Origin of the sequence: Campylobacter sp. BCW_6466, from assembly GCF_001762835.1 — a bacterium.
Taxonomy (GTDB): Bacteria; Campylobacterota; Campylobacteria; order Campylobacterales; family Campylobacteraceae; genus Campylobacter_D; species Campylobacter_D jejuni.
The window spans coordinates 69,778-93,634 of sequence record NZ_MJXO01000040.1; the positions used below are offsets into that span (position 1 = coordinate 69,778).

Consider the following 23,857-nt stretch of genomic DNA (forward strand, 5'->3'; position numbering starts at 1 on the left):
TTTACTCACTTTAACATTTTTTCTATAGGCAGAACCAAAATCGAACTCGCACCTTCTTCTTTTAAAGCCTCCATGGTTTCCCAAAAAAGATTTTCTTTACTTACCATATGTAAAGCTACATTTTTTTCATCGTGTGCTAAAGGTAAGATGGTTGGTCTTTCAACTCCTGGAAGTAGGGCTTGAATTTTATCAAGCTTTTCTTTTGGAGCATGAAGCATAATGTATTTAGATTCTCTTGCTTGCATTACTCCTGCTACACGCAACATAATTTTATCCACTAAAGCTTGTTTTTCTTTACTTAAAGCATTTTCTTTTTGAATCAAACAAGCACGAGATTCATAAATGACTTTAACTTCTTTAAGATTATTTGCTTGTAAAGTTGCCCCGCTTGAAACAAGATCGCAAATTGCATCGGCTAAATTTGCCCTAGGGGCTACTTCAACAGAACCTGTAAGCATACAATTTTTATAATTAATCCCATTTTCTTTCATAAAACGCTTTAAAAGTTGTGGATAAGAAGTAGCTATCCTTAAGCCTTCAAAATCTTTCAAATTTTGAAATTTTTTTTCTTGAGGTAAGGCAAGAGAAAGACGGCAATATCCAAAATCTAGCTTTTTTAAAAGCTTATAACTTGGATTTTCTCCTAAAGACTGGCGTTCAAGTTCATTTTCTTCTAAAACATTTTCCCCTATAATACCTAAATCTACAACACCATCAAAAATAAGCCCAGGGATATCATCATCTCTAACGCGTAAAATATCTATAGGTAAATTTGTAGAAAAAGCGATCAAACTTTGTTCATGGATATGCATTTTAACACCACATTCTGAAAGAAGCTCTATGGATTCTTTTGAAAGTCTACCTGATTTTTGTATCGCAATGCGTAAACGAGTGTTTTCTTGCATAACATATCCTTGAAATTAAAAATTAAAAACTTATATTAGCATAAGTAGTTGAATTTTTAGCAAGGGTTTTGAAAAATAAATAAATTTAATTTTATTTAAAATAATTATTTAAAACTTTTTATTTTTAGGGTATTTAATTGAAGTATTAATCCTAGCAAAAGCTAGGATTTGATTAAGCCACAAATTCGATGAAAGCCATTTCAGCAGCATCACCACGGCGAATTCTTGTTTTGATGATTCTTGTATATCCACCATTGCGATCTTTGAATTTTGGAGCAATTTCAGTCACTAATTTATTAGTAGCGTTTTTATCTTGTAATGAAGCAAAAACTGCTTTATGAGCGTTAAAATCTCCAAGTCTTGCTCTAGTAATCAATCTTTCTACATAACCTCTTAATTCTTTAGCTTTTGGTAGAGTAGTTTCGATTTTTCCACTATTTACTAAAGCTATAGTTAAATTTTTTAATAAGGCAGCACGATGAGATGAAGTTCTGCCAAGTTTTCTATATCCATGTTTATGTCTCATTCTTTATCCTTCGTTTTGTGCTTTTAATTCTGCGATTTTATTTTTAAGTATTTCTTTATTATCGCTAAGCTTAGAAGTTCCCACAGGAAAACCTATGCTTTCCATGATGTTTTTAATTTCATCAAGAGATTTTTTACCTAAATTTTTAAGCCCTGCAAGTTCACTTACACTCATCAAGGCAAGCTCACCTATGTAAACTACTCCTGCTTTTTCAAGACAATTATAACTTCTAGCACTTAAATTTAAATCTGTAATGTTTTGCAATAATTTAGTATTTTCTAGTTCATTGCTTGTTGCTTGATTTTTAATTACGCTTCTAACATTGGTAATTTTATCAAATACTGATAATTGTTTATACATAGCTTCTAGAGCATTTTGAAAAGCCTCATTTGGAGTGATTTGTCCATCAGTTGTTACGGTTAAAACCACTTTTTCATAATCAGGATTATCTTCAAATAAAACTTTTTCAATATCATAGGTTGCTTCTCTTACAGGTGTAAAGAAAGCATCTAAAGCTATAAATTTAGGATCATTTAAAAGCTCTTTAATTTCTTCGCTTGGTACATAGCCAATACCTTTTTCAACAATCAATGTGAATTTGAGTTCAGCATCTTCGTTGATTGTTGCTAGATAGGCGTCTTTATTTACTACTTCTACTTGATCATTATTTAGATCTTTGCCGTAAATTTCTTTTGAGCCTTTAAAGCTAAATTCTACTATTTCTTTATTTGATTCGCCTTTAATTTTAAAGCGTAGTTTTTTTAGATTAATGATAAAAAGTGCTACATCTTCAAGCATACCACGCATGCTATCAAATTCATGAGCTACGCCATCAATATGAATTGCAGTTGGAGCATATCCTATGGTGCTAGTGTAAAGCAAACGGCGTAAAGGATGGGCTAGGGTGATTCCATAGCCGATCTCAAAAGGCCAAGCACTGATTTTAGCCACAGTATCACTAATGTTTTCTATTGTAAATTCTGTTGGCGTATAAGCAGATGTTGTAATGTTTCTCATATTTAGCCCCTATTACTTAGAGTAAAGCTCAACGATAAATCTTTCCTCAACCGGAATGACAACTTCTTCTCTCTCAGGTTTTCTTGTGAAAATTCCAAATCTCTTATCTTTTTCAACATCAACCCAAGCAACGATTCCAGTTTGTGCTGTAAGTTCGATAGCTCTTGTAATTTGAGGATTGTTTTTGCTTTTTTCGATGATTTCGATTTTAGCACCTGCTTCTACTCTAAAGCTAGGAATATCCACTCTTTTACCATTTACTAAAACATGTCCATGTGTTACAAGTTGTCTTGCAAAACGACGTGTTGTAGCAAAACCCATTCTATATACTACATTGTCTAATCTTTGTTCTAAAAGTTGGATAAGTAATACCCCTGTATTTCCTTCTCTTCTTGCTGCTTCAGCAAATAAACGACGGAATTGCTTTTCACTTACTCCATACATAAATTTAGCTTTTTGTTTTTCTCTTAATTGAAGTCCATACTCACTAATTTTACCTTTTCTTGCTCCGTGTTGTCCTGGTGCATAAGGGCGTTTATCTAGTGCACTTTTGCCAGCTAGTCTTCTTTCCCCTTTTAATGCTAAGCTAACACCAAAGCGTCTTTCTAATTTTTCTACTGGTCCTCTATATCTTGCCATAATATTCTCCTAAATTTTTCTTAATATCTTAGACACGACGACGCTTAGGCGGTCTGCAACCATTGTGAGCTAATGGAGTGATATCTTTTAAGAAAGTTACTTTAATTCCTTCCATAGCACCTACACTCTTAACAGCAGTTTCTCTACCGCTTCCTGGTCCTTGTACTTTAATGCCTACTTCTTTAATTCCGTGTTCTTTTGCTTTATTTAAAGCGTCTTCTACTGCTTGTTGTGCTGCATAAGGAGTTGATTTTTTAGAACCTTTAAATCCTAAACCACCTGCACTACTCCAAGCGATAGCATTTCCCATTTCATCAGTTACTGTAACCATAGTATTGTTAAAAGTCGCACTGATATAAACAATACCTTTTGCTATATTTTTTTTAACTACTTTTTTCTTTACGATTTTTCTTTTTGCCATGATTTATCCTTATGATTTTGCACCAACAGTTTTTCTCTTACCTTTTCTAGTTCTTGCGTTTGTTTTTGTTTTTTGTCCGCGAACTGGTAAGCCTTTTCTGTGTCTTAAGCCTCTAAAGCTTCCTAAATCCATAAGTGCTTTAATATCCATAGCAACTTGTTTTCTCAAGTCCCCTTCAACCATATAGTTTTCTTGAATTTCTTTACGGATAGCTGCTGCTTCATCTTCACTTAACTCATGAACTCTTTTATCATAAGAAATTCCTACTTTATCTAGAATTTTTCTTGAAGTGAAAAGCCCTATACCATAAATATAGGTTAGTCCATACTCAATTCTTTTTTTCTTTGGTAAATCCACACCTGCAATACGAGCCATGTTTATCCTTGTCTTTGTTTATGTTTTGGATTTTCGCAAATAATGCGAACCACGCCTTTACGGCGAACTACTTTGCACTTGTCGCACATCTTTTTAACCGATGGTCTCACTTTCATGAGCGTCTCCTTGAATGAATTCCACTTGATTTACGACTACATCAGGTTTTATGAATAACCAACTATTTTCAAAATAAGTGGTGGATTTTAAAAATACTTCTTCATATAGTTCGATGTAATTTGTCGCAAAAACTCTAATTTTATCTAAAATTAGCTTTTAAATAACTTAGATTATTTATATCTAAAAGTTATACGCCCTTTATCAAGGCTATAAGGTGTAAGTTCTACTTTTACTTTATCACCTGGCATTATTCTTATATAATGCATACGCATTTTTCCTGCAATATGACATAAAATTACATGTTTGTTGTCAAGTTCAACCTTGAAATTTGCATTAGGCAATGCTTCAAGTACGGTGCCATCAATTTCAATTACATCATCTTTTGCCAAAATTTTCTCCTTTCATGAAATAAAAAGGCTATAATTTTAGCAAAAATTATTAAAATTTTTACTTAATTTTTAGTAATTTTTAAGTAATTAATCTAAAAATTTAGGCTCAATAAAAGGCATATGAGTCCCTATAACTTTGAGTTTTCTTTCTTTAAATTCTTTAAGTAGTTTTTCCCTTGTTTGTATAGCCTCATTTTGATCTATATCAAATTTTATAGCGATTTTAGGTTTTGGGATTTGTATATCATAAAAGTGAAGTAAATCTCCCCAAAAGACTATTTTATCATCAATTATTATAGCATTTTGACCTGGGGTATGCCCGTAAGCAGGTACGGCTTTAATGCCTGAATTTTGAAAGATTAAATCTTTAGAGTGGTTAATAAATTCTATATTTTTAAGTTTAAGCAAAGTGTTTTTAATTTCTTGTCTATCGCTTTTGATCTAAAAATCATATTCTTTTTTATCGATTAAAATTTGAGCTTTTGGAAAAAGATTTTCTTCGCTCATTAAAGCTCCTATATGATCAGGATGTGCATGTGTTAAGATAATATGAGTGATATCTTTAAAATCGGTTTTGTGGATATGCAATTTTTCTTTTAATGTGCCAATAGTATCTAAAAACCCCGTGTCTATTAAAGCATTAAAATTCGGATTTTTTATCAGAACAATATTATGCTCATTTTCTTTTGATTTTTGTGCGAGTTTTTTCTATAAAATTCTTATCTTCATCGCTTTGTGGCACTAAAAAAGAAAATAATAAATTTAAAAATTCATCATCAGACTGTTTAAAGTGAGATTATATGGGTTTGATTTGAATTTTTGCTTGTGGTTTTTTTCTTCTAAAAAATAAAGATTGGTTTTTAAAAGAGTGGTTATAAAATTAAACATATTTATCCTTAAATTTTTTAGATAATATTTTGGAAATGATTATAGTATAATAAAAACAATGTTTTTAAAATTTAAGGTAATTAATCAATGAGAAAATCAAAATTTGGAACAAAGGAAATTAAGATCTTAGGACTTTCTTCACTAGGAGGAACTTTAGAATTTTATGATTTTATTATTTTTGTCTTTTTTGTTGAATATATAGCCAATGTTTTTTTCCTAAAGGTATGAGTGAATTTTGGGCTTTATTAAATACTTATGGAGCATTTGCAGCTGGATATTTAGCACGACCTTTAGGTGGTATAGTTATGGCACATTTTGGAGATAAATTTGGGCGTAAAAATATGTTTATGCTAAGTATTTTACTAATGGTTCTTCCTACCTTTGTCTTAGCTTTTATTCCAGGTTATGAAACTCTTGGGTTTTTAGCTCCTGTTTTATTGATACTTGTAAGAATTTTTCAAGGTATAGCTATAGGTGGAGAATTGCCTGGGGCTTGGGTTTTTGCAAGAGAACATTGTCAAGAAAAACAAAAAGCTTTCTTTTTAAGCTGTTTAAATTCAGCTATGGCTTTAGGAATTTTGTTAGGAAGTATAGTATTTTTAATCATTAATGCTTTTTTTAGCATAGAAGAAATTGCTGCTTATGCATGGCGTATTGCTTTTTTTGTAGGTGGAATTTTTGGGATTATTTCTATTTATTTGCGTAGATTTTTGCAAGAAACTCCTGTTTTTAAACAAATGAAAAAAGAATCATCGCTTAGTTCTTTTCCACTTAAAGATTTATTTAAAGAAAAGGATATTGTAAAAAATTTATTTTCATCAATGGTGATGACTTGAGTTTTAACAGGTTGTGTTATTGTGCTTGTTTTATTAATGCCTAAATTTATGCCTAGTATTTTAAATTTAAGTGAGATTGAAGGAAATTATTTGCAGATATTAGGAATTTTGGGAATAGCTTTAGGCGGGGCTTTTATGGGTTATCTTGTAGATAAATTTGGTTTATTTAAAATTTGCATTTTATTTTCTTTAATTTTTGTATTTTTTTCTTTTTTATATTTTTATGCTTTATATGAGCTTAAAAATTTGGTTTTGGTATGTATTTTGTATTCGATTGTTTGTTTTTTAGGTGGAATTAATGTGTTTGCACCTATTTTAATGAGTGAAGTTTTTAGAGCTAAAATAAGATTTTCATGAATTTCTTTTTCTTATAATATTGCTTATGCAATTTCAGGCGGTATTACTCCGCAACTCGTTTTTTGGCTTAATACACTCGCGAGTAAAAATGAAAATCCATTTTTATATGGTATGAGTATATATATGATTTTTTTAGCGTTATTGGCTATTTGTGCTGTTTTTATAGCAAAAGATAAAATAAAATTTTAATAATCACTCTTAAAATGTTATAATTAAAATTATATTTTGGAGTTTATAAATGCCTTTTATTATGGAATTACTTAAGCAAAATAAATTAAAGTTGATTTCTTTTTTGCTTTTTTCTTTTATTACAAGTGCTGTTGGAGTTTTAACTCTTGTTTTTATCAATGATTATTTGCTTAAAAATGCACAAAACATTCCTATTTTTTATTTTATTGTTTTGCTTTTGATATTTTTTATAAGTTCTACCATAGTTGAACTTGGACTTAGTATTTTTGGACAAAATTTTATTTTTAAAATGCAAAGGCGTGTAGTAAAGCAGATCTTAGATACCCCTTTGTTAAGAGTGGCTAAAGTAGGTAAGGCTAGAATTTTAGCTTCTTTGGGAAGTGATGTGAGAAATATATCTTTTGGGCTTTTAAGATTGCCTGATTTTTTACAATCAAGTATATTGATTTTATGCACTAGTGTTTATTTATGTTATCTTTCACCACAAATTTTTGCTTTGTGTGTGGTATGGATTATGGTTATTTTTATTACTAATAATTTTTTGATGATGAAAGTATATCAGTATTTTCGAAAGGCAAGGGAAAATGACGATGCTTTGCAAAATAATTACCAAAATATACTAGATGGACATAAAGAACTTTTGATCAATCGTGATAGAGCCAAGCTTTATTATGAAGATGAATTTGAAAATAATGCAAGATTGAAAAAGAAAAATAGTACTTTAGGCAATCTTTTTAACAATCTCTCAAACAACTGGACAAATGTAACTCTTTTGGCTTTAGTAGGCGTAGAGTTTTACTTAGCTTTAAAATTTGAATGGGCAAGTGTTGCAGATGCTACAACTATAGCTCTTTCTATTTTGTTTTTACGAACCCCTTTAGTATCTATGATAGGATCTTTTCCTACTTTGCTTTTGGCAAAAATCGCTTTGGATAAGATCGCAAAATTGGAATTAGATGATTATATAGAAGGTTTTAAAAAAACACATTATATTAGCGAATGGAAAAAAATTTCTTTTAGAAATACTCAATTTGCTTATGAAGAAAATTTTCACTTAAATCCTGTAAATATAGAACTTAAAAAAGGTGAATTGGTATTTTTAATAGGTAAAAATGGAAGTGGTAAATCCACTTTTTGTATGCTTTTGACAGGACTTTTTAAGCCAAGCAAAGGCGGAATTTATGTTGATGATACGCTTATAGATGATAAAAAGTTAGATGAGTATAGATCTCTTATTTCTGCTGTTTTTAGCGATTTTCATCTTTTTACTAAAACCTTAAATAAAGAAAATTTTGCAAGCGAAGAAAAAATTGCTTTTTGGTTGGAGTTTTTAGAACTTAAAGATAAAACAAGTGTCAAAGATAATGAACTGACCTTAACCAAACTTTCTACAGGGCAAAAAAAGCGTTTAGCTATGCTTATAGCCTTGCTTGAAGAAAGGGATATTTTAGTGCTTGATGAATGGGCGGCTGATCAAGATCCTGTTTTTAGAAGATTTTTTTATAAAAAACTTTTACCTTTGTTAAAAGAGCAAGGTAAAACAATCTTTGCTATCACACATGATGATGCATATTTTGATAGTGCTGATAGAATTTTCTTGGCTCAAAATGGTGAAATCAGCGAATTAAAGGGTGAGAATATAAAGGAATTGGCTAAAAATTTAGTAGAAAAATTTGATTAAAGCCCAAAATGGGCTTGTATTATTTATCATAGAGCTTTTTTTCTATATCGATATAAAATTCAGCAATTTTTCCATAAGCAACTTCCCAAGCTTTAAGAGTGGCTTCATCAGGATTTAAAAGATTTTTAATAGCCTTTAAAAGGCAAGCTCCAACTATAGGATAATGCTCTTCTTTAACCCCTAAATTAACATGAGTTATGGCAACTTTATCAACAAAGCTTCTCATATTTTCTAAATTTTCTATATTTTTGGCTGCCATTAAAATCGCCATCGCTAAAGCTTTTGGTTGTTCTCCTGAAATTTGTTTTTCCATATTAAACATAGGTTTTACCTCAGGATAATCATTAAACATTATTTTGTAAAACTCATTGGTTAAATCCTCTCCATTTTTTTGCAAAATAGGCACACAATCTTTGATGATTTGAATTTGTTCTTTTGTCATAATTTCTCCTTTTTATTGTAAAAGAGATATTTTATATCTTAAAAAGGAGAAAAAAATTGACTTGTGTTAAAATTGAGATATTTATAAGAAATTTTAATTTAAATATTTTTAAAATTTTGTAATTTCTTCTAAATGTTTTAAAATTTTTACCATTGCTAAGGTATCTAATTTGCAATATTCAAGCAAGGCTTTACGATACTTAACTTGTGTGTTTTGATCCATATTTTGCATAAGTTCAAAGCTTTGCATGGCTTCGTTTCCATTGTGGATCAATTCTAAGTCTTTGTAAGCTTTCTCCATATCAGGAATTAAAGCGGGTAGAACTTTTTTTATAGAATAACTCCCTTGCATTTTATAATGATAATAATCTTTGTTTTGAAAAGGAAGCATAAGATCTTTGATATTTTTTTCTATATTTAGCAAATACTCGCTCAATTCAGGATAAGTAATTGCTAAATTTCTTATCACACCTTTTTCAAAGCTAGCATTATAAGCAAGCACGCAAACATCTTTTGGAATATCATTGATTATTTTTTTTGCAAGTTCATATCTTGGATCAACTCCACACTCACTTAAAAATTCTTTATGTTCTAGTTTGTCTTTATGATCTATATGTAAAGAGTATTGAAAGGGAATCTGCATATAAGGTTTTATACCTTTAAATTCAGGTACAGCTTGCATAAAAGTTTCAAAATCTAAATGATATATAGGATAATTTAGAGTATCTAAAAATTTTTTAATATTGTCTTTGTTTATATAAATTTCTTTATTTAGCGAAGCTTTGATTTGAATTTGCTGATTTTCATTAAAGTTCGATAGATCTTTGATATCTTTTAAATCGATTATATTTTTATAATAAAATTCAAATTTTTTATTTGTATTAAGTCTTGAAATATTAAAAATATTTTCATTTTCACATAAATTTCTTTGTTTATTCCAGCAGTATTCATAGCCTTCGCACTCATAAGGATTAAAACAATGTGTTCCTATGTCAATATTTGGTTCTTCTTTTTTGTTTAAAATTTCTTCAAAATATTTTAAATTTTCTTTGACTTGTTCTTGATATAATAAAACTTCTTTTGTGATATCATTGATTATGAAAAGTTTATTTATATCAAGAAAATCTTCTCTAATGTATTCATTGTTTAAGTAGATTAAATTTACTTGTTTGATTTTATAATTTAAATTTGATAAAACATAATATTGCAAAGAACAATCATCTGTATAAATATTTTTTAAAGAAGTAGAGCTTTTAACCTCATTTATAATTAAACCCTCTTTGGTATTTTGCAAAATATCTATCATAACCAAAATATCGTTATAGCAAAAAGTAGCTTCATAAATAACTTCTTGATTGTTCTTTAATAATTGCCTAGTTTGCTCACATTTCTCATCAAAAGAACTGTTTTCAAATTTTATCTTTATGCCACTTGGAAAAAGTTTGTAGGCTAATTCACCTATTTTATTACCCGTGCTAAATTTAGCCAAAGCATTCTCATTCGGAGTACTTAATACTTCGTTTTTATAAGTGTTTAGCCATAAAGATTTAGCACATTGTATGCCTTTTGTATATTTTGATTTTGATAAAAACATTATTTGCCTTTTGGAAATTTTTTGGAAATTATATAAAAATTTATAGAGTAAAAGTATCTAATTTTAAGCTATGAAAATCATAGCTTAAAAAGATAAAATATTTGTAATTTTTTCTATTAGCTCTTTTTTTCTTCTTTCAAGAGAATTTACATCCCACTCGTTATAGTTATGTATTACATCTTGGGTTATTGTGTAGCAAGTTTTAACTTTATTTTTGTTTGCATAAATTTCTTTTTTTCTAGCAAAATCATAATTTAATGCTTGTACATTTTTTTTCATAGATAATAATGTTAAATTTGCTAAAGAATTAGTCCATTCTTCTCTTTCGTCTTCTGTAAATATTTTATCCCAATTATATTCTTTATATTTTATAGGCAATATATGTTCTATTTGTATATTTGCATCCAAAGGTATAAAACTATGATGATTATTATCTGTAGCAAAATATTCTAGCATTAATAAAATAGGTTTATCCCATTTGTTGCCATAAACATAATAATATTCTAAATTTTCTATATAATTTTCTTCCATGTTATTATTTTTTATATTTTCCAATATTTCATTTTTTATTTCTTGAATATTAGATTTTTCTTTTACTAGCTTTAAAATTCTAAAACTTGTTTGTTTTATTGTGGCAATGGTATTTCCAGCAATCCAATTTTTATAATAATAAGATAGTAATAATTTTTTAAGCTCATCAAAATACTCATAATTATTAAATAAAGCTGTTGTTAAAATACTAGTCCAATATATTTCATGTCTTAAATATCTTAATAGGTAGATATACTTATCTTCCATTTTCAATAAATCTATATATGATTTTGAAAATTTTTGTATATCATTAATTATTTCTAATGAATTTTTATTATTTTTTTTAAAATTATCTAATAATTCTTTATCCAATCTAGTTTTAGGATTTGAAGTTATGGTGTAATATAAATATGTATTTAATAACGAAAATAGCTCTAGCTCATTATTTTTAATATTGTCATATATAGAATTCCAAGTTGTTTTAAATATTTTTCTATCTTCATTATCTAACTCATACATTAATGATGATTTTAATATATCAACAGGGCTTAGTGGCATACCTCTATCATTTAAAACATTAAATATTTTAATAGCGCTATCTTGAGATGGACAAATTATAACTGTTAATACTACTTTTTCATATATCCAAATTATAAAATCATTTATCTTTATTTCTTTATATTCATTTAGTTTATTTTGTAAAAGGCTTTTAAAATAATAAGCATTTATAATATATTTATCATTTTTTAAGTCATTTTCTATTTTATTAATATTTTTAAATTCTTCAAATTTTATACCTTGTAAAATATTTTGTTCAAAACCATTTTGATTGTATTCATTTGTTAAAAATCTTAATTTCCTTTTCGTTTCTTCGTATCTGTCTTGAATGGATTTTAATATAAAATCTTTTGCTTTATCATTTATTTGTTCCCAATATAAGGCTTTAAAAACACAAGATAAAATTATGAAGGTAGTCATTCTTTGCTGACCATCTATAATATCAAACCTTTGATCTTTTTCATTATTCACTAAAACCAAAGAACCACAGAAATAATTTTCATTTTTATTATTTGTGTATGCATTAAATAAATCATCAATTAAATCTGATAAATTTTCTTTATCCCAAGAATATGGTCTTTGATAGTCTGGTACTTGATAGAATTTGCGATTATCTGCTAATATATCTTCCAAGCTACTTATATTGGCTTTTATTTCCATAGATATTCTCCTTAATTTAAATTTTAATATACATTGTATATAATTTTTAACACTTTGATTATAAATAAACATATATTAAGTAAAACTTAAATTGTAAAAACAAAGAATTATTAAAACGCCAAAATAAAGGATTAAAATGGCTTTAGCACTTGATAGTATACAAGAATATACTATTAAAAGAGGTAAAAAATCTTTTTGGATGTGTTTTAATATTCCAAATAATGATTTTTGTATCAATAAAACAAAATATGATAATTATTTTGATAAAAATAAGACAGATTATAAAGCTAGAAATGAATTTTTAGCTTTTATGAAAGAAAATTTTCCTAAAGTTGACTTATATAGGGTATTTGATACTGCTCCAATTGGGGTTTTAGTATATCCTTATTTAGGAAGTATTGCAGTCGATTGCGAAGAAGGAGATGAGGTTTATCAAGCCATAAATAGTAAATACGAAGATGAAAATCATATTCCAAAATCTATGGGTGCTGTTTTTTGGGAAATGAGTCTTGAAGTGGCGCAAGAATTATACGAAGCTAGAAAATTTGATTTTGATAATTTTTAAAAACATTGTATAAATATAAAGAAATTTTTTAAAATTATAAAATATCATAAATGATATTGTAGAAAATGCTTAAAATATAAAACCTTGCTAGAATAAGCAAGGTTTATTCAGTCTTTTAAAAAAATCTTTCATTAGCATTATCAAAGCTTTGTAAAAATCAGATTTTGATTTATTATAAACATCAAAACTCCACATATTAAACCAAGTAAAAAATTCTTCTTTTAAGAATTTTTGCAAAGTTATATCATCTTGTTTTTTGATTAAAAAACTAATAAATAATAATTCATTTATCAAGCTATCTGCAGGTTCTTCATTAAAAAAAGAAAAAAAGTTATTTTGCGCAAAAATTTGCTTAACTTTATCAGAATTATCTGAATAAATTTCTTTATTTTTATCAAGATAAAAAGAAGCAAAAGGCGGTGCTTTTACATAATCAACATCGCTTAAAAACAAAGATGTAAAATCACTTGCTATTAATTTATCATCTTCGTTTGAAGATGATAAAAGCTTTAAAGCGGTGCATTGTAATTTGCTATTATTTTTTAAAAACCAATTTTGCCAGAATTCTTCTTTTTTAAGTTTTTCTAGCAAAAAATGATTAGGTGGATTTTGCAAAAAATTGATAAATATATCTATTGCCAATTTTTGCATTAAGAATGTCCCAACATGATTTGAGTACTTATAAGTCCATAAAATAGCATTCTAGTGGTAAACACCCCTAAAAATGCACAAAGTAGGGCAAAATAAGCAAAAAATTTACTTTTAAATTTTTCATGTAAATAATTATGCAAATACCAAGTAACAATCCCAAGTCCTAAGAATGCAAAAGAAAGCGATATAAACCAATCATAGGTTCCACCTAAAAGTTCAAAAGGGTTTACAAGCCCCATAATCCAAGTTTGTCCTACATGTAGGGTTTGTAAAACTATAGCAGTGCTTAAAAGCCCTATGCCTATAAGTCCTGTAAAAAATGACATTTTTCTTTCATGTTCGCTATTTTCAAAAAAACAATAATAAACAATAGCACCTAAAAATATAGCACTAGCAAAAAAATAAAGCAAAGTGATCTTAAAATCCCAAGTAGGTACACTTTCTTGCATGGAGCCATAAGCTCCACTCATAAAGAAAAGTCCTAGAATTCCACATATTAGCGTAAGATAAAACATCCAATTTGAAGTTTTTAGATAAAGCAAAAAGCCCAAAGCACACACAAGAGATACAAATAAAATTTCATTATTCATCCAGCCTATATGCCACTCATTGTTTGCATAAAAAACACCCATTCTATTTAATACATTAAAAATGTGTGTAATATCATTTAAATGAAAAAATGAAGGGATAAAAGCAACCATCATTGCAATTCCTAAGGCTAATCCAAAAGACTTTAAATTTGCATAATTTTTGTAACCATTTATAAATGCAGGTGCATAAACCAAACTAAGTCCAATTACAGCTTGTGCTAAAATAGTAAATAATACCAAAGGCATTTCGCTTAAAATGTGATTAAATGATGTCATTTTTAACTCCTTGGTAGTTTTGAGGTAGATGAAAAATCGCACTTTTATTACCTGAAGGCAAACTGTGTTTTTCAGGCACTATACATAAATTTGGATGCGTGATAGAAGCATCAGGTAAAGGTGTGATAGAGGCTAAATTTCCATGTTCTTCTCTCAGTTTTGTTATATCGCCTGCTTTTAATGCTCTAAAAGGACAAGAGTCCACGCAAATTGGATTTTTACCTTCTTTTAATCTCTCATAACACCCATCGCATTTGCTCATATGACCACTTTCATGGTTAAATTGAGGTGCGCCATAAGGACATGCCATAGCACAAGCTTTGCAGCCTATACACATACTATCATCGATTGCTACTATTCCCCATTTTATTTTCATTGTTGCACCAGTTGGACAAGCTTTAAGACAAGATGGACTAGAACAATGATTGCAAGAAATAGAAGTGTAGTAAGCAAAAACACTTTGCTCAAAACTTCCATCTTCTTTACAGGTCCAATTCCCCCCTTCAGTCTCAAACACACGGCGAAAATTAACCCCCACAGGCATGTTTTTATAATCCTTGCAAGAAAGTGAGCAAGTCCTACAGCCTACGCATTTGCTTTGATCTAGCATAAAACCAAATTGTGAATTTTCTTCTAATTTCATCTTTTTCTCCTTAAACTTTTGCAATTTCAACTAAAATAGAATGTTGTCCATTTCCTTTAGAAATAGCAGTTGGTACTATACTTGCCAAAGAATTCACACAAGTTCCCACATCGATACCATTTTCATATTTTGCCCATGCACCTTGTGGGGTTACTGCACAACCTGGTATGATTTTTGGAGTAACTTTTGCTATGCCTTGTATGATTCCTAAGTCATTTCTTACTTGCACCACATCGCCCGTTTTGATACTTCTTTGCTCTGCATCTATGGTATTTATCCAAATTTCTTGTGGATTAGCTTCTCTAATTTGTGGAATTTCCCAAAAGCTAGAATGTGTTCTACCTTTGTAGTGATAGCCAAAAAATTGCAAAGGATATTTTTGTTTTAATGGATCTAAAATCCCTTCTCTTTGGCTTTCAAAAACAGGAATAGGCACTATTTGTTGTCCTTCTTTTAATTTCCAAGTTTTTTGCATTTGTGCGAGTTTTGTGCTATAAATTTCTATCTTTCCGCTAGGAGTTTTTAAAGGATTATTGATAGGATCTTTTATAAAACTTTGTAATGCCACTACAGGTTTTACAGGCTCAAATTTTACAAGTCCTTTTTCGCACATTTCTTCAAAACTAGGCAAAAGTGGATTTTTTTTCATACTTTCTTCATAAAGGTATTTTAGCCAATCTTTTTGTGTTCTTCCTTCGCTAAATTCTTTTTCTATGCCAAGTCTTTTAGCAAGTTCAAGACACATTTCATAAATAGGTTTTGCTTCGCCAACTGGCTCGATAGCTTTTTGACAATAAATAATATAAGGCTTATTGCTATAATATCCTGCGCTAGGTCTTATAAAATCTTCTTGCTCCAGCATAGTTGCATCAGGTAAGATATAATCTGCGTAGTTATTTGACGGAGTTCTAGTTACATTAACATCTACTATACACTCACACAAATTCTCATCGCTTAAAATATCATGCACTTCTTTAATTGTGCTGTGCCACGCACCCCATCGCTAATATCTGTCATTTCTTTTCCGCGATAAATAGCGTCTGTAAATAAAAAACAAGGAATAGAATCTTTTATTGGATTTTTAAAAGGCATACCCATTATATCATATGTTTTACTTGACCCTGTTCGAAATCCTGTATTTGTCCCTTCTATGCCAATATTTCCTGTAATACAAGCTAGAGTTGCTATCGCCCTTGCATTTTGTTCTCCATTTGAATGTCTTTGCACTCCCCAACCTTGTTCTATAAAACAAGGCTTTATCGTGGCAATTTCTCTTGCAAGTTGAACTATGCGGCGTGCTGGAATTTTTGTAATCTTACTAGCCCAATCAGGAGTTTTTTCTACTCCATCGTTTAGTCCTAAAACATAGCTTTCATAGCTTGAGTTTTTGGCTGCATCTTGTGGCAGAGTATTTTCGCTAAAGCCTATGGTGTATTTATCAAGAAAAGTTCTATCAAGTAAATCTTCTTTTATCATCACATAAGTTAGTGCAGCAATCAAAGCTGCATCGGTTCCTGGTGCTATAGGTATCCACTCATCGCAATGCCCTATCATAGAATCATTGTATCTTGGGTCAATGTGAATTATTTTACATCCACTTTCTTCTAAGGCTTTTTGATAAGCATAGCCTACTCCACCACCTCCCATTCTAGTTTCAACATGATTTGCTCCAAAAAATATAGCTAATTTTGCAGAGCGTAAAGTGTATATATCGCTAGCAGGAGATCCACCATAGAAAAAATTCATAGCATTTGAAATTTGAGCCGTAGAATAAGAATTATGATAATTTAAATAACCACCATAAAGACTTAAAAGTCTAGCCCATGGACCTTGTGTACAGCGATTGATTATTGTTCCTGTTGTTCCTGTTGCATAATTTATATAAAAGGCTTCATTGCCGTATTTTTCTTTAATTTCTTGCATTTTGACAGAAATTTCATCAAAAGCTTGTTCCCAAGAAATAGGCATAAATTTACCTTCACCTCTTTTTCCCACTCTTTTTAATGGTCTTTTTAAGCGATTTGCATTGTAAACTTTATATCTTGAGCTTCTACCTCTAATACAGGCTCTTGCTTGACGATTATCAAAGCTATCATCACCTTCATTATCAGTACTGACATATTTAATAATTCCATCTTGAGTATGCACTTTTACAGGACATTTTGTTCCGCAATTTACATTACATCCAGCCCATTTGCTGATCAATGGTGGAGTTTTTAATAAATTTGCACTTAGACTTATAGGACTTAAGGTTAAGCCGCCAAACAAAGAACTCCATTTTAAAAAATCTCTACGATTTTGTTCCATGTTATCTCCTTACATTTATGTGACAAAAGTAATTGCGATTATAATACAAATAATAATTTTATTCAATTAAAATTAAGACTTTAAAACTCCTAAATATAGGCTTTATAATGGATTTTTCGTTTATGAATTTAACTTCAAAAAATAAAAATTTGAATAATATAATGATAAAAATTTATTAAAATAGTATTTAAATATAAATTTATAACTAAAATATAACTTTATCCCCCCTATAGGCTTGCGAGTTGAGTTTTTTTGTTTTATAATTTTACAAATTATTAAATGAAAAGGTTTATTTATGTTGAGATTTTTAATTTTTGTATTGTTATTGTTTATAAATTTAGAAGCAAAAATTCCAAAAGATATGCTTATTATAGCAGTTGAAAATGAAATCACAAGGATAAATCCTGCTTATAGTGAGGACCATGATGCAGTGATTAATCTTGTATTTTCAGGGCTTACGCGTTTTGATGAAAATATGAGTTTAAAACCTGATTTGGCTAAGTCTTGGGATGTTAGTAAAGATGGGCTTATTTATGATATTTTTTTAAGAGACGATGTTTTATGGCATGATGGAGTCAAATTTAGTGCTGATGATGTGAAATTTAGTATAGAAACCTTTAAAAATCCTAAAAACAATTCTTCTGTTTATGTCAATTTTGAAGACATTAAAAGTGTGGAAATTTTAAATCCTTCTCATGTAAAAATCACACTTTTTAAACCTTATCCCGCATTTTTAGATGCTTTAAGCATAGGAATGCTTCCTAAACATTTGCTTGAAAATGAGAATTTAAACACAAGCTCTTTTAATCAAAATCCTATAGGCACAGGTCCTTATAAATTTGTAAAATGGAAAAAAGGTGAATATGTTGAATTTAAAGCCAATGAACATTTTTATCTTGATAAGGTAAAAACTCCAAGACTTATTATAAAACACATTTTTGATCCTTCTATAGCTAGTGCTGAGCTTAAAAATGGTAAGATAGATGCGGCTTTAATCGATGTTTCTTTGCTAAATCTTTTTAAAAATGATGAAAATTTTGGAATTTTACGTGAAAAATCGGCTGATTATAGGGCTTTAATGTTTAATTTTGATAATGAATTTTTAAAAGATTTAAAAGTAAGACAAGCTTTAAATTACGCAGTTGATAAAGAAAGTATAGTAAAAAATCTTTTGCATGATTATGCTTTTGTAGCCAATCATCCTTTAGAGCGTTCTTGGGCAAATCCTAAGAATTTTAAAATTTATAAATATGATCCTAAAAAAGCCGAGGATTTGCTTGTAAGTGCAGGTTTTAAGAAAAATAAAGATGGAAATTTTGAAAAAGATGGGAAAATTTTAGAATTTGAAATTTGGGCGATGAGTAATGATCCTTTAAGGGTAAGTTTGACTGGAATTTTGCAAAGCGAATTTAAAAAAATAGGAGTTGTAAGCAAGGTGGTGGCTAAACCTGCTGGAAGTTTTGATTATTCTAAAGTAGATAGCTTTTTAATAGGCTGGGGAAGTCCTTTAGACCCTGATTTTCACACTTTTAGGGTATTTGAAAGTTCGCAAGATAGTGCTTTAAATGATGAGGGTTGGAATTTTGGACATTATCATGATAAAAAAGTGGATATAGCCTTGCAAAAAGCAAGAAATACTTTAAATTTGGAAGAAAGAAAAAAATATTATAAAGATTTTATAGATGCTTTGTATGAAAATCCTCCTTTTATCTTTTTAGCCTATCTTGATTTTGCTTTAGTTTATAATAAAGATTTAAAAGGTATCAAAGCAAGGACTTTAGGTCATCATGGAGTGGGTTTTACTTGGAATGTTTATGAGTGGAGTAAATAGTGCTAAAACGCTTAGTTTTTAGTCTTGTCGTAGCATTTTTTAGCACTTTTTTATGTTTTGTTTTGCTTTATTTTAGTAAAGGCAGTATAGCTTATGTTAATGGAGTTAATTCACAAAGTAAAGAATTTGTTCAAAGAATAGAACAAAATTTAGGGCTTGATAAGCCTTTGCTAGAGCAGTATAAAATTTGGCTTTTTAAGGCTTTAAAAGGAGATTTAGGGGTTTCTTTTTTAAGTGGAGAAAGTGTTTTAAAGCTTATAAAAGAAAGAATTTTTAATACTTTTATTTTGGGTTTTAGTGCCTTAATGCTTTTATTTTTACTCAGTGTTTTTTTGGCACTTTTAGGATATTGCTATAAAGAAAGTTTTATAGATAAAATCATCACTTTTTTAGCTTTTAATTTTTTTGCTTTACCTCCTTTTGTTTTAGCTTTATTGTTTGTTTTAATTTTTGGAATTTTTTGGAAAATTTTGCCTGTTATGGGAAGTAGTGATATAGGCTTTGAAGATGATTTTTTAAATCGTTTAGAACATTTGATTTTACCTGTTTTGGTGCTCGTTTTATCACATTTGGCGTTATTTTTAAGGATTGCTAAAAATTTTATCAATGAAAGTTTTTCTCAAATTTTTATTCAAAATTTATATGCTAGAGCTTTGAGGGAAAAAGATATTTATTTTTTAGTTTTGAAATATTCTTTAAGTCCTATTGTGGCTTATTTTGGGGGAAGTGCTTTAAGTTTTATGATGGGAACTTATGTGGTAGAAAGTGTCTTTGCTTACGAGGGGCTTGGGTCTTTACTTTTTAAAAGTATTATTTTTAAAGATTATCCTGTTGTGCTTGCGCTTATATTTTTTAGTGTTTTGCTTGCAGCATTTTTTACATTTTTAAGTGATATTGTAGCTAGGATTTTAAATCCTAGATTAAGAAGGCTTGATTTTGTTTAAATTTCTTATCATTCTTGCACCTTTAATTTTTTTGTTTTTATGTGCCTTGTTCGCACCTTTTTTGGCTCCTTTTGATATTTTAAACACTCATTTAGAAAATTTGCATCAAGCTCCTAATTTTACTTATATTTTAGGGACTGATTTTTTAGGCAGAGATTTGTTTTCTCGTCTGCTTTTTGCTTTGAGAAATTCTTTGATTATAGGTGTTGGTGGATCTTTATTGTCTATTATCTTTGCTTTGTGTTATTTGTTTTTAGCGCGATGTTTTTTTTATGTTTTTTGGATGCGTATTTTAGAGTTTTTTTTAGCCTTGCCTGCTTTTTTACTTATGATGTTTTTTCAAAGTATGATAACTTCTGATGCGTTTTTGATGATTTTTTTAATCGCTTTAATTCATTGGTGTTTTATAGCAAGAATTATAGAAAGTGAATTAAAAAGACTTGAAAATTTAGATTTTTACAAAGCAAATATAGCGCTTGGAAGAACTAAATTTAGAGCTTTTTTTAAAGATTTAATACCTGCTTTAAAAACACTGATTTTTACACTTTTTATATTTAATATCGTTCATGCTATAGCCACAGAAGCTACTTTGAGTTTTTTTGGACTGGGTTTAGGATTTGAAATTCCAACTTTAGGTACTCTTTTGAGTGAGTCTTCAAAAGCAGTTTTTATAGGCGCTTGGTGGATGATACTTTTTCCACTTTTAAGCTTGCTTTTGTTGTTTTTACCTCTTTTATGGTTGGGTAATTTTTTACAAAAAATTTGGGGTATAAGATCTTGAAGGTAAGAAATTTAAATATCAGTTTGAAGAATAATTTATTGCTTAAGGATATTAATTTAGATATAAAAACAGGCAAAACTTTAATGATACTAGGACAAAGTGGAGTGGGTAAAAGCTTGTTAGGAAAAGCTTTGGTAAGACTTTTAGATTCTAACTTCACAATAAGTTTTGATGAATTAAGTTTTCATAATTCTTGTATTTTTAATTTTAACAAAGAAGAACTTAGAGATTTTCGTTCTAAGGTGGCACTTGTTTTACAAGATGCAGAGCTTAGTCTTTATCCTTATTTGGATATCGGAAATTTATGTCATCTTGTTTTAAAAACTCATACAAAATTAAAACAAAAAGAAAGAAAAGATTACGCTTTTTCTTATTTTAAAAAATTAGGATTTGAAAATCTTGATCGTTTATGGCATTCTTATGCTAATGAATTAAGTTTGGGTATGGCAAGAAGGGTGAGCCTAGCTTTAGCATTATTAAATCAACCCCAAATTTTAATTTGTGATGAAATCACAGCTTCTTTGGATAAAGAAAACGCTTCTAAGATCATATCGATTTTAGAAGAATTAAAAAATACTACAGCCTTAGTTTGCATCACTCATGATTTAAATTTGGTAAATTCTTTAGCAGATGAAATTCTTATGCTAGAAAAAAATAGTTCAAATTTATATAGTTTAGATGAGTTTTTAAGGTATTATAATGCTTAAAGTTTGTAATTTAAGTAAGTTTTATGAGCTTAAAAAGCATTGGTATTTAAAAAAAGAAAGACATATTATTTTTGATAATATCAATTTTTCTTTAAATGAAAATGACAATTTAATAATTTTAGGTAAAAGTGGTGCAGGTAAAAGTACATTAGCTAGAATTCTTTGTTTTTTAGAAGATCCAAGCGAGGGTGAGGTATGGTATGAAAATCTTAACTTACACAAGCTTGATAAAAACAAACAGAGACTTTTAAGAAAGCAAATTCAGTATTGCTTTCAAGATCAAAAAATGGCTTTAAACCCTTATAAAAAAATCAAAAATCTTATACAAGATGGTTTGGAAAATTTTAATTTACAAAAGAATGATGATTTGATTTTAGAATTTTTTGATTTTTTTAGTCTAAAAAAACAAATTTTAGAACAAAAACCCTATGAGTTAAGCGGAGGAGAAGCCACACGCGTAGGTCTTATCCGTGCTTTGGTTTTAAATCCTAAATTGTTGATTTTAGATGAAATTACTTCAGCGCTTGATATTAAAACTTCTAAAGAAATTTTAACTTTTTTATATGACTATCAGCAAAAAAATAATATTTCTTATATATTTATAACCCATCAAAGTGATCTTTTTTATAAATTTAATCATAAAAAATTAAAACTTTAAAAAAATATTTTTTAATATAAGTTTCAATATAGAAAGTTTAGAGTAAAATAAAGAAAAGTGTAAATTTAATTTTTGTTGTGGAGTGATTAAAGTGCTTTAAAAAAGGAGAATAAATGTCTCATATAGATGCTTCGCATCCTTATTTTGGTATTTTTTTAATGCTAGTACTTGCTAGTGTTATTTTTTTTGGACTGGTTTTTTTAGCTTCAAAAATTGGTAATAATTTTGCCGCAAAAAATCGCAAAAAATTAGGACTTGGAATTTATGAATGTGGTCCTATTCCTGTTAAACAAGCTAACAAGATTAACTCTCAATTTTTCATCATCGCCTTAATCTTCATACTTTTGGATATAGAAGTTGTGTTTTTATTTCCTTGGGCTTTGATTTTTAAAGATTTAGGTTGGTTTGGGCTTTTAGAAGTTTTTGTTTTTATCGTACTTTTAGGAGTTGGATTTTTATATGCTTATAAAAAAGGAGCGTTTGCATGGCAGAGCATCAAGTAAATTATGCAAGTGGTTTGCCCGTCGTTTTAACTAGCGTTGATAAACTAGTTCAATGGGGTAGGAGTAATTCTTTATGGGCTTTATCTTATGGACTTGCCTGTTGTGCGATTGAGATGATGGCGGCTGGGGGTTCAAGATATGATTTTGATAGATTTGGAACGATTTTTAGAGCTTCGCCACGTCATAGTGAGGTGATGATTATCGCAGGAACTTTATGTAAAAAACACGCTGAATTTACAAGAAGACTTTATGATCAAATGCCTGATCCTAAATGGGTGATTTCTATGGGAAGTTGTGCCAATACAGGTGGTATGTTTAATACTTATTCTACTGTTCAAGGAGTGGATAGAATTATACCTGTAGATATTTATGTACCAGGCTGTGCTCCACGCCCAGAAAGTTTTCAGTTTGCTTTGATGATTTTGCAAAAAAAGATCCGCAAAGAAAAAGCAAGTCGTAAAATCGCACCTAAAAGGTTGATATGATGAGAAAGTATAGCGATAAAAAAAATGCTCAAACTCAAAATTATTACAAAGATAGATTTTATCACGCGCCACACACTGTAAAATCTGATGTTAATGAAAGTGTTTTTAAAGATGATTTTGAAGTTTTAAAAACTCAAGTAGAAATTTTAAATTCCTTTGTAGAGCTTGATTTTTGGGTAATAGAAATTAAAAAAGAAGACAATGTTAAAACTTTGCAAATGCTTAAAACTTTAGGGTATTTAAGTTTTACAGAGGCAAGTGCTATTGATTTTGTAGCAGATAAAAATGGTTTTGAAGTGTTTTATCAGCTTTTAAATTTAGAAAAAAAATTAAGAGTGAGAATAAAAACTTTTGTAGGCGTAAAAGAGCGTTTGCAAAGCGTGGCTCATGTTTTTAAAGGGGCAAATTGGAGTGAGAGAGAAATTTATGATATGTTTGGAATTTTCATCATAAATCATCCCAATTTAAAACGCATTTTAATGCCCGATGATTGGTTTGGACATCCGCTTTTAAAAACTTATCCTTTAAAGGGTGATGAGTTTGCAAGATGGTATGAGATTGATAAAATTTTTGGTAAAGAATATCGTGAAGTAGTGGGTGAAGAACAAAGAGATTCTGGTTTTGTTGATGATAAAGATACACTAAATTTTGCAAGACTTTATCATGAAGTGCCAAAAGGTGGTCAAAAGAAGGAAATTTCCTTTAAACAAGAATATCAAGAAGATGAAGGCGTAGCTTTTGTAAAAAAAGTAAAACGTGATGAAGCAAAAATTTTAGAGAAAAGGCGTTAAA

The 23,857-nt window shown here is 29.1% G+C and carries 26 protein-coding genes and 2 pseudogenes; 11 read left to right on the plus strand and 17 right to left on the minus strand.

Features of this window, described 5'->3' with window-relative positions:
* Positions 1-5 precede the first annotated feature (5 nt).
* From hisG to AJ887_RS09880, 9 genes and pseudogenes are all read right to left on the minus strand, one after another.
* Positions 6-905, minus strand: a complete 900-nt coding sequence (hisG, locus tag AJ887_RS04520) for an ATP phosphoribosyltransferase (RefSeq protein ID WP_002873484.1) — start codon at positions 903-905, stop codon at positions 6-8.
* Between the two features lie 172 nt (positions 906-1,077).
* Positions 1,078-1,431, minus strand: coding sequence for a 50S ribosomal protein L17 (gene rplQ / locus AJ887_RS04525; protein ID WP_070239828.1), 354 nt, complete (start codon positions 1,429-1,431; stop codon positions 1,078-1,080).
* Positions 1,432-1,434: 3 nt separating this feature from the next.
* On the minus strand, positions 1,435-2,448 hold the full coding sequence (locus tag AJ887_RS04530) for a DNA-directed RNA polymerase subunit alpha (RefSeq protein WP_002932419.1): 1,014 nt from the start codon (positions 2,446-2,448) through the stop codon (positions 1,435-1,437).
* Between the two features lie 12 nt (positions 2,449-2,460).
* Positions 2,461-3,087 (minus strand): 30S ribosomal protein S4, encoded by a 627-nt coding sequence (rpsD, locus tag AJ887_RS04535; protein WP_002856574.1) that lies wholly within the window; start codon positions 3,085-3,087, stop codon positions 2,461-2,463.
* A 28-nt stretch (positions 3,088-3,115) separates the two neighbouring features.
* Positions 3,116-3,508 carry a 30S ribosomal protein S11 gene (rpsK, locus tag AJ887_RS04540; protein WP_002779544.1) on the minus strand — a complete coding sequence of 131 codons (393 nt, stop codon included), beginning with the start codon at positions 3,506-3,508 and terminating at the stop codon, positions 3,116-3,118.
* Positions 3,509-3,517: 9 nt separating this feature from the next.
* Positions 3,518-3,883, minus strand: coding sequence for a 30S ribosomal protein S13 (gene rpsM, locus AJ887_RS04545; RefSeq protein ID WP_002800121.1), 366 nt, complete (start codon positions 3,881-3,883; stop codon positions 3,518-3,520).
* Between the two features lie 2 nt (positions 3,884-3,885).
* Positions 3,886-3,999: a 50S ribosomal protein L36 gene (rpmJ, locus tag AJ887_RS04550; RefSeq protein ID WP_002781429.1), complete on the minus strand. Its 114-nt coding sequence runs from the start codon at positions 3,997-3,999 to the stop codon at positions 3,886-3,888.
* A gap of 171 nt (positions 4,000-4,170) precedes the next feature.
* The gene (gene infA / locus AJ887_RS04555; RefSeq protein WP_002781436.1) at positions 4,171-4,389 is read right to left on the minus strand and encodes a translation initiation factor IF-1; all 219 of its coding nucleotides are present in this window, start codon (positions 4,387-4,389) and stop codon (positions 4,171-4,173) included.
* 87 nt (positions 4,390-4,476) lie between these two features.
* Positions 4,477-5,277: pseudogene (locus AJ887_RS09880) on the minus strand (MBL fold metallo-hydrolase).
* A gap of 87 nt (positions 5,278-5,364) precedes the next feature.
* Here AJ887_RS09880 and AJ887_RS04570 point away from each other — a divergent pair.
* Positions 5,365-6,659 (plus strand): annotated as a pseudogene (locus tag AJ887_RS04570) (MFS transporter).
* Between the two features lie 49 nt (positions 6,660-6,708).
* Positions 6,709-8,340, plus strand: a complete 1,632-nt coding sequence (locus AJ887_RS04575) for a multidrug ABC transporter permease/ATP-binding protein (RefSeq protein ID WP_002938403.1) — start codon at positions 6,709-6,711, stop codon at positions 8,338-8,340.
* Positions 8,341-8,359: 19 nt separating this feature from the next.
* Here AJ887_RS04575 and cgb read toward each other — a convergent pair whose 3' ends face one another.
* From cgb to AJ887_RS04590, 3 genes are all read right to left on the minus strand, one after another.
* Entirely contained in the window at positions 8,360-8,782 is a 423-nt protein-coding gene (gene cgb / locus AJ887_RS04580) for a single-domain globin Cgb (protein ID WP_002862237.1), read from the minus strand.
* 108 nt (positions 8,783-8,890) lie between these two features.
* Entirely contained in the window at positions 8,891-10,375 is a 1,485-nt protein-coding gene (locus AJ887_RS04585) for a DUF2779 domain-containing protein (protein ID WP_070239826.1), read from the minus strand.
* An 84-nt stretch (positions 10,376-10,459) separates the two neighbouring features.
* A complete protein-coding gene (locus AJ887_RS04590) occupies positions 10,460-12,124 on the minus strand; it encodes a DUF262 domain-containing protein (RefSeq protein WP_070284879.1) in 1,665 nt (554 codons plus the stop codon).
* Positions 12,125-12,260: 136 nt separating this feature from the next.
* On the opposite strand from AJ887_RS04590, the gene AJ887_RS04595 reads away from it, so the two are divergent.
* On the plus strand, positions 12,261-12,689 hold the full coding sequence (locus AJ887_RS04595; RefSeq protein ID WP_070242985.1) for a hypothetical protein: 429 nt from the start codon (positions 12,261-12,263) through the stop codon (positions 12,687-12,689).
* Between the two features lie 87 nt (positions 12,690-12,776).
* On the opposite strand, the gene AJ887_RS04600 is transcribed toward AJ887_RS04595, so the two are convergent.
* From AJ887_RS04600 to AJ887_RS10395, 5 genes are read right to left on the minus strand one after another with little or no spacing between them, the layout of a single operon-like run.
* Positions 12,777-13,340 carry a molecular chaperone gene (locus AJ887_RS04600; protein ID WP_070239820.1) on the minus strand — a complete coding sequence of 188 codons (564 nt, stop codon included), beginning with the start codon at positions 13,338-13,340 and terminating at the stop codon, positions 12,777-12,779.
* Positions 13,340-14,206 (minus strand): dimethyl sulfoxide reductase anchor subunit family protein, encoded by an 867-nt coding sequence (locus AJ887_RS04605; protein ID WP_070239818.1) that lies wholly within the window; start codon positions 14,204-14,206, stop codon positions 13,340-13,342. The genes AJ887_RS04600 and AJ887_RS04605 overlap by 1 nt, the downstream gene beginning before the upstream one ends.
* Positions 14,193-14,849: a DMSO/selenate family reductase complex B subunit gene (locus AJ887_RS04610; protein WP_044257682.1), complete on the minus strand. Its 657-nt coding sequence runs from the start codon at positions 14,847-14,849 to the stop codon at positions 14,193-14,195. The genes AJ887_RS04605 and AJ887_RS04610 overlap by 14 nt, the downstream gene beginning before the upstream one ends.
* A gap of 10 nt (positions 14,850-14,859) precedes the next feature.
* The gene (locus AJ887_RS10390) at positions 14,860-15,819 is read right to left on the minus strand and encodes a molybdopterin dinucleotide binding domain-containing protein (RefSeq protein WP_251988529.1); all 960 of its coding nucleotides are present in this window, start codon (positions 15,817-15,819) and stop codon (positions 14,860-14,862) included.
* On the minus strand, positions 15,804-17,156 hold the full coding sequence (locus tag AJ887_RS10395; RefSeq protein WP_261659784.1) for a molybdopterin-dependent oxidoreductase: 1,353 nt from the start codon (positions 17,154-17,156) through the stop codon (positions 15,804-15,806). The genes AJ887_RS10390 and AJ887_RS10395 overlap by 16 nt, the downstream gene beginning before the upstream one ends.
* A 295-nt stretch (positions 17,157-17,451) precedes the next feature.
* Here AJ887_RS10395 and AJ887_RS04620 point away from each other — a divergent pair, with 295 nt between their 5' ends.
* The 8 genes from AJ887_RS04620 (at position 17,452) to AJ887_RS04655 (ending at position 23,856) form a co-directional block, all read left to right on the plus strand.
* Positions 17,452-18,987 carry an ABC transporter substrate-binding protein gene (locus AJ887_RS04620; RefSeq protein ID WP_070239816.1) on the plus strand — a complete coding sequence of 512 codons (1,536 nt, stop codon included), beginning with the start codon at positions 17,452-17,454 and terminating at the stop codon, positions 18,985-18,987.
* Positions 18,987-19,931 (plus strand): ABC transporter permease, encoded by a 945-nt coding sequence (locus tag AJ887_RS04625; protein WP_070239814.1) that lies wholly within the window; start codon positions 18,987-18,989, stop codon positions 19,929-19,931. Before AJ887_RS04620 ends, AJ887_RS04625 begins: the two co-directional genes overlap by 1 nt.
* Positions 19,918-20,712, plus strand: coding sequence for an ABC transporter permease (locus AJ887_RS04630; protein ID WP_079860873.1), 795 nt, complete (start codon positions 19,918-19,920; stop codon positions 20,710-20,712). The genes AJ887_RS04625 and AJ887_RS04630 overlap by 14 nt, the downstream gene beginning before the upstream one ends.
* The gene (locus AJ887_RS04635; RefSeq protein ID WP_044778686.1) at positions 20,709-21,419 is read left to right on the plus strand and encodes an ATP-binding cassette domain-containing protein; all 711 of its coding nucleotides are present in this window, start codon (positions 20,709-20,711) and stop codon (positions 21,417-21,419) included. Before AJ887_RS04630 ends, AJ887_RS04635 begins: the two co-directional genes overlap by 4 nt.
* The gene (locus AJ887_RS04640; protein ID WP_032590213.1) at positions 21,412-22,077 is read left to right on the plus strand and encodes an ATP-binding cassette domain-containing protein; all 666 of its coding nucleotides are present in this window, start codon (positions 21,412-21,414) and stop codon (positions 22,075-22,077) included. The genes AJ887_RS04635 and AJ887_RS04640 overlap by 8 nt, the downstream gene beginning before the upstream one ends.
* 113 nt (positions 22,078-22,190) lie before the next feature.
* Positions 22,191-22,580, plus strand: a complete 390-nt coding sequence (locus tag AJ887_RS04645) for an NAD(P)H-quinone oxidoreductase subunit 3 (protein WP_002824972.1) — start codon at positions 22,191-22,193, stop codon at positions 22,578-22,580.
* On the plus strand, positions 22,562-23,065 hold the full coding sequence (locus tag AJ887_RS04650; protein WP_002851253.1) for a NuoB/complex I 20 kDa subunit family protein: 504 nt from the start codon (positions 22,562-22,564) through the stop codon (positions 23,063-23,065). The genes AJ887_RS04645 and AJ887_RS04650 overlap by 19 nt, the downstream gene beginning before the upstream one ends.
* On the plus strand, positions 23,062-23,856 hold the full coding sequence (locus AJ887_RS04655) for an NADH-quinone oxidoreductase subunit C (protein ID WP_072224085.1): 795 nt from the start codon (positions 23,062-23,064) through the stop codon (positions 23,854-23,856). Before AJ887_RS04650 ends, AJ887_RS04655 begins: the two co-directional genes overlap by 4 nt.
* Position 23,857: the final 1 nt, after the last annotated feature.

What these genes read in the sequence shown, in the direction of transcription:
- AJ887_RS04640 (WP_032590213.1), top strand. Translation starts at nt 21,412, where the DNA reads ATGCTTAAAGTTTGTAATTTAAGTAAGTTTTATGAGCTTAAAAAGCAT.
- AJ887_RS04620 (WP_070239816.1), top strand. Translation starts at nt 17,452, where the DNA reads ATGTTGAGATTTTTAATTTTTGTATTGTTATTGTTTATAAATTTAGAA.
- AJ887_RS04575 (WP_002938403.1), top strand. Translation starts at nt 6,709, where the DNA reads ATGCCTTTTATTATGGAATTACTTAAGCAAAATAAATTAAAGTTGATT.
- AJ887_RS04645 (WP_002824972.1), top strand. Translation starts at nt 22,191, where the DNA reads ATGTCTCATATAGATGCTTCGCATCCTTATTTTGGTATTTTTTTAATG.
- rplQ (WP_070239828.1), bottom strand. Translation starts at nt 1,431, where the DNA reads ATGAGACATAAACATGGATATAGAAAACTTGGCAGAACTTCATCTCAT.
- AJ887_RS04610 (WP_044257682.1), bottom strand. Translation starts at nt 14,849, where the DNA reads ATGAAATTAGAAGAAAATTCACAATTTGGTTTTATGCTAGATCAAAGC.
- cgb (WP_002862237.1), bottom strand. Translation starts at nt 8,782, where the DNA reads ATGACAAAAGAACAAATTCAAATCATCAAAGATTGTGTGCCTATTTTG.
- AJ887_RS04655 (WP_072224085.1), top strand. Translation starts at nt 23,062, where the DNA reads ATGATGAGAAAGTATAGCGATAAAAAAAATGCTCAAACTCAAAATTAT.
- rpmJ (WP_002781429.1), bottom strand. Translation starts at nt 3,999, where the DNA reads ATGAAAGTGAGACCATCGGTTAAAAAGATGTGCGACAAGTGCAAAGTA.
- AJ887_RS04605 (WP_070239818.1), bottom strand. Translation starts at nt 14,206, where the DNA reads ATGACATCATTTAATCACATTTTAAGCGAAATGCCTTTGGTATTATTT.
- AJ887_RS04600 (WP_070239820.1), bottom strand. Translation starts at nt 13,340, where the DNA reads ATGCAAAAATTGGCAATAGATATATTTATCAATTTTTTGCAAAATCCA.
- AJ887_RS04650 (WP_002851253.1), top strand. Translation starts at nt 22,562, where the DNA reads ATGGCAGAGCATCAAGTAAATTATGCAAGTGGTTTGCCCGTCGTTTTA.
- rpsM (WP_002800121.1), bottom strand. Translation starts at nt 3,883, where the DNA reads ATGGCTCGTATTGCAGGTGTGGATTTACCAAAGAAAAAAAGAATTGAG.
- rpsK (WP_002779544.1), bottom strand. Translation starts at nt 3,508, where the DNA reads ATGGCAAAAAGAAAAATCGTAAAGAAAAAAGTAGTTAAAAAAAATATA.
- AJ887_RS10395 (WP_261659784.1), bottom strand. Translation starts at nt 17,156, where the DNA reads ATGGAACAAAATCGTAGAGATTTTTTAAAATGGAGTTCTTTGTTTGGC.
- AJ887_RS04595 (WP_070242985.1), top strand. Translation starts at nt 12,261, where the DNA reads ATGGCTTTAGCACTTGATAGTATACAAGAATATACTATTAAAAGAGGT.
- rpsD (WP_002856574.1), bottom strand. Translation starts at nt 3,087, where the DNA reads ATGGCAAGATATAGAGGACCAGTAGAAAAATTAGAAAGACGCTTTGGT.
- AJ887_RS04585 (WP_070239826.1), bottom strand. Translation starts at nt 10,375, where the DNA reads ATGTTTTTATCAAAATCAAAATATACAAAAGGCATACAATGTGCTAAA.
- hisG (WP_002873484.1), bottom strand. Translation starts at nt 905, where the DNA reads ATGCAAGAAAACACTCGTTTACGCATTGCGATACAAAAATCAGGTAGA.
- AJ887_RS04530 (WP_002932419.1), bottom strand. Translation starts at nt 2,448, where the DNA reads ATGAGAAACATTACAACATCTGCTTATACGCCAACAGAATTTACAATA.
- AJ887_RS04590 (WP_070284879.1), bottom strand. Translation starts at nt 12,124, where the DNA reads ATGGAAATAAAAGCCAATATAAGTAGCTTGGAAGATATATTAGCAGAT.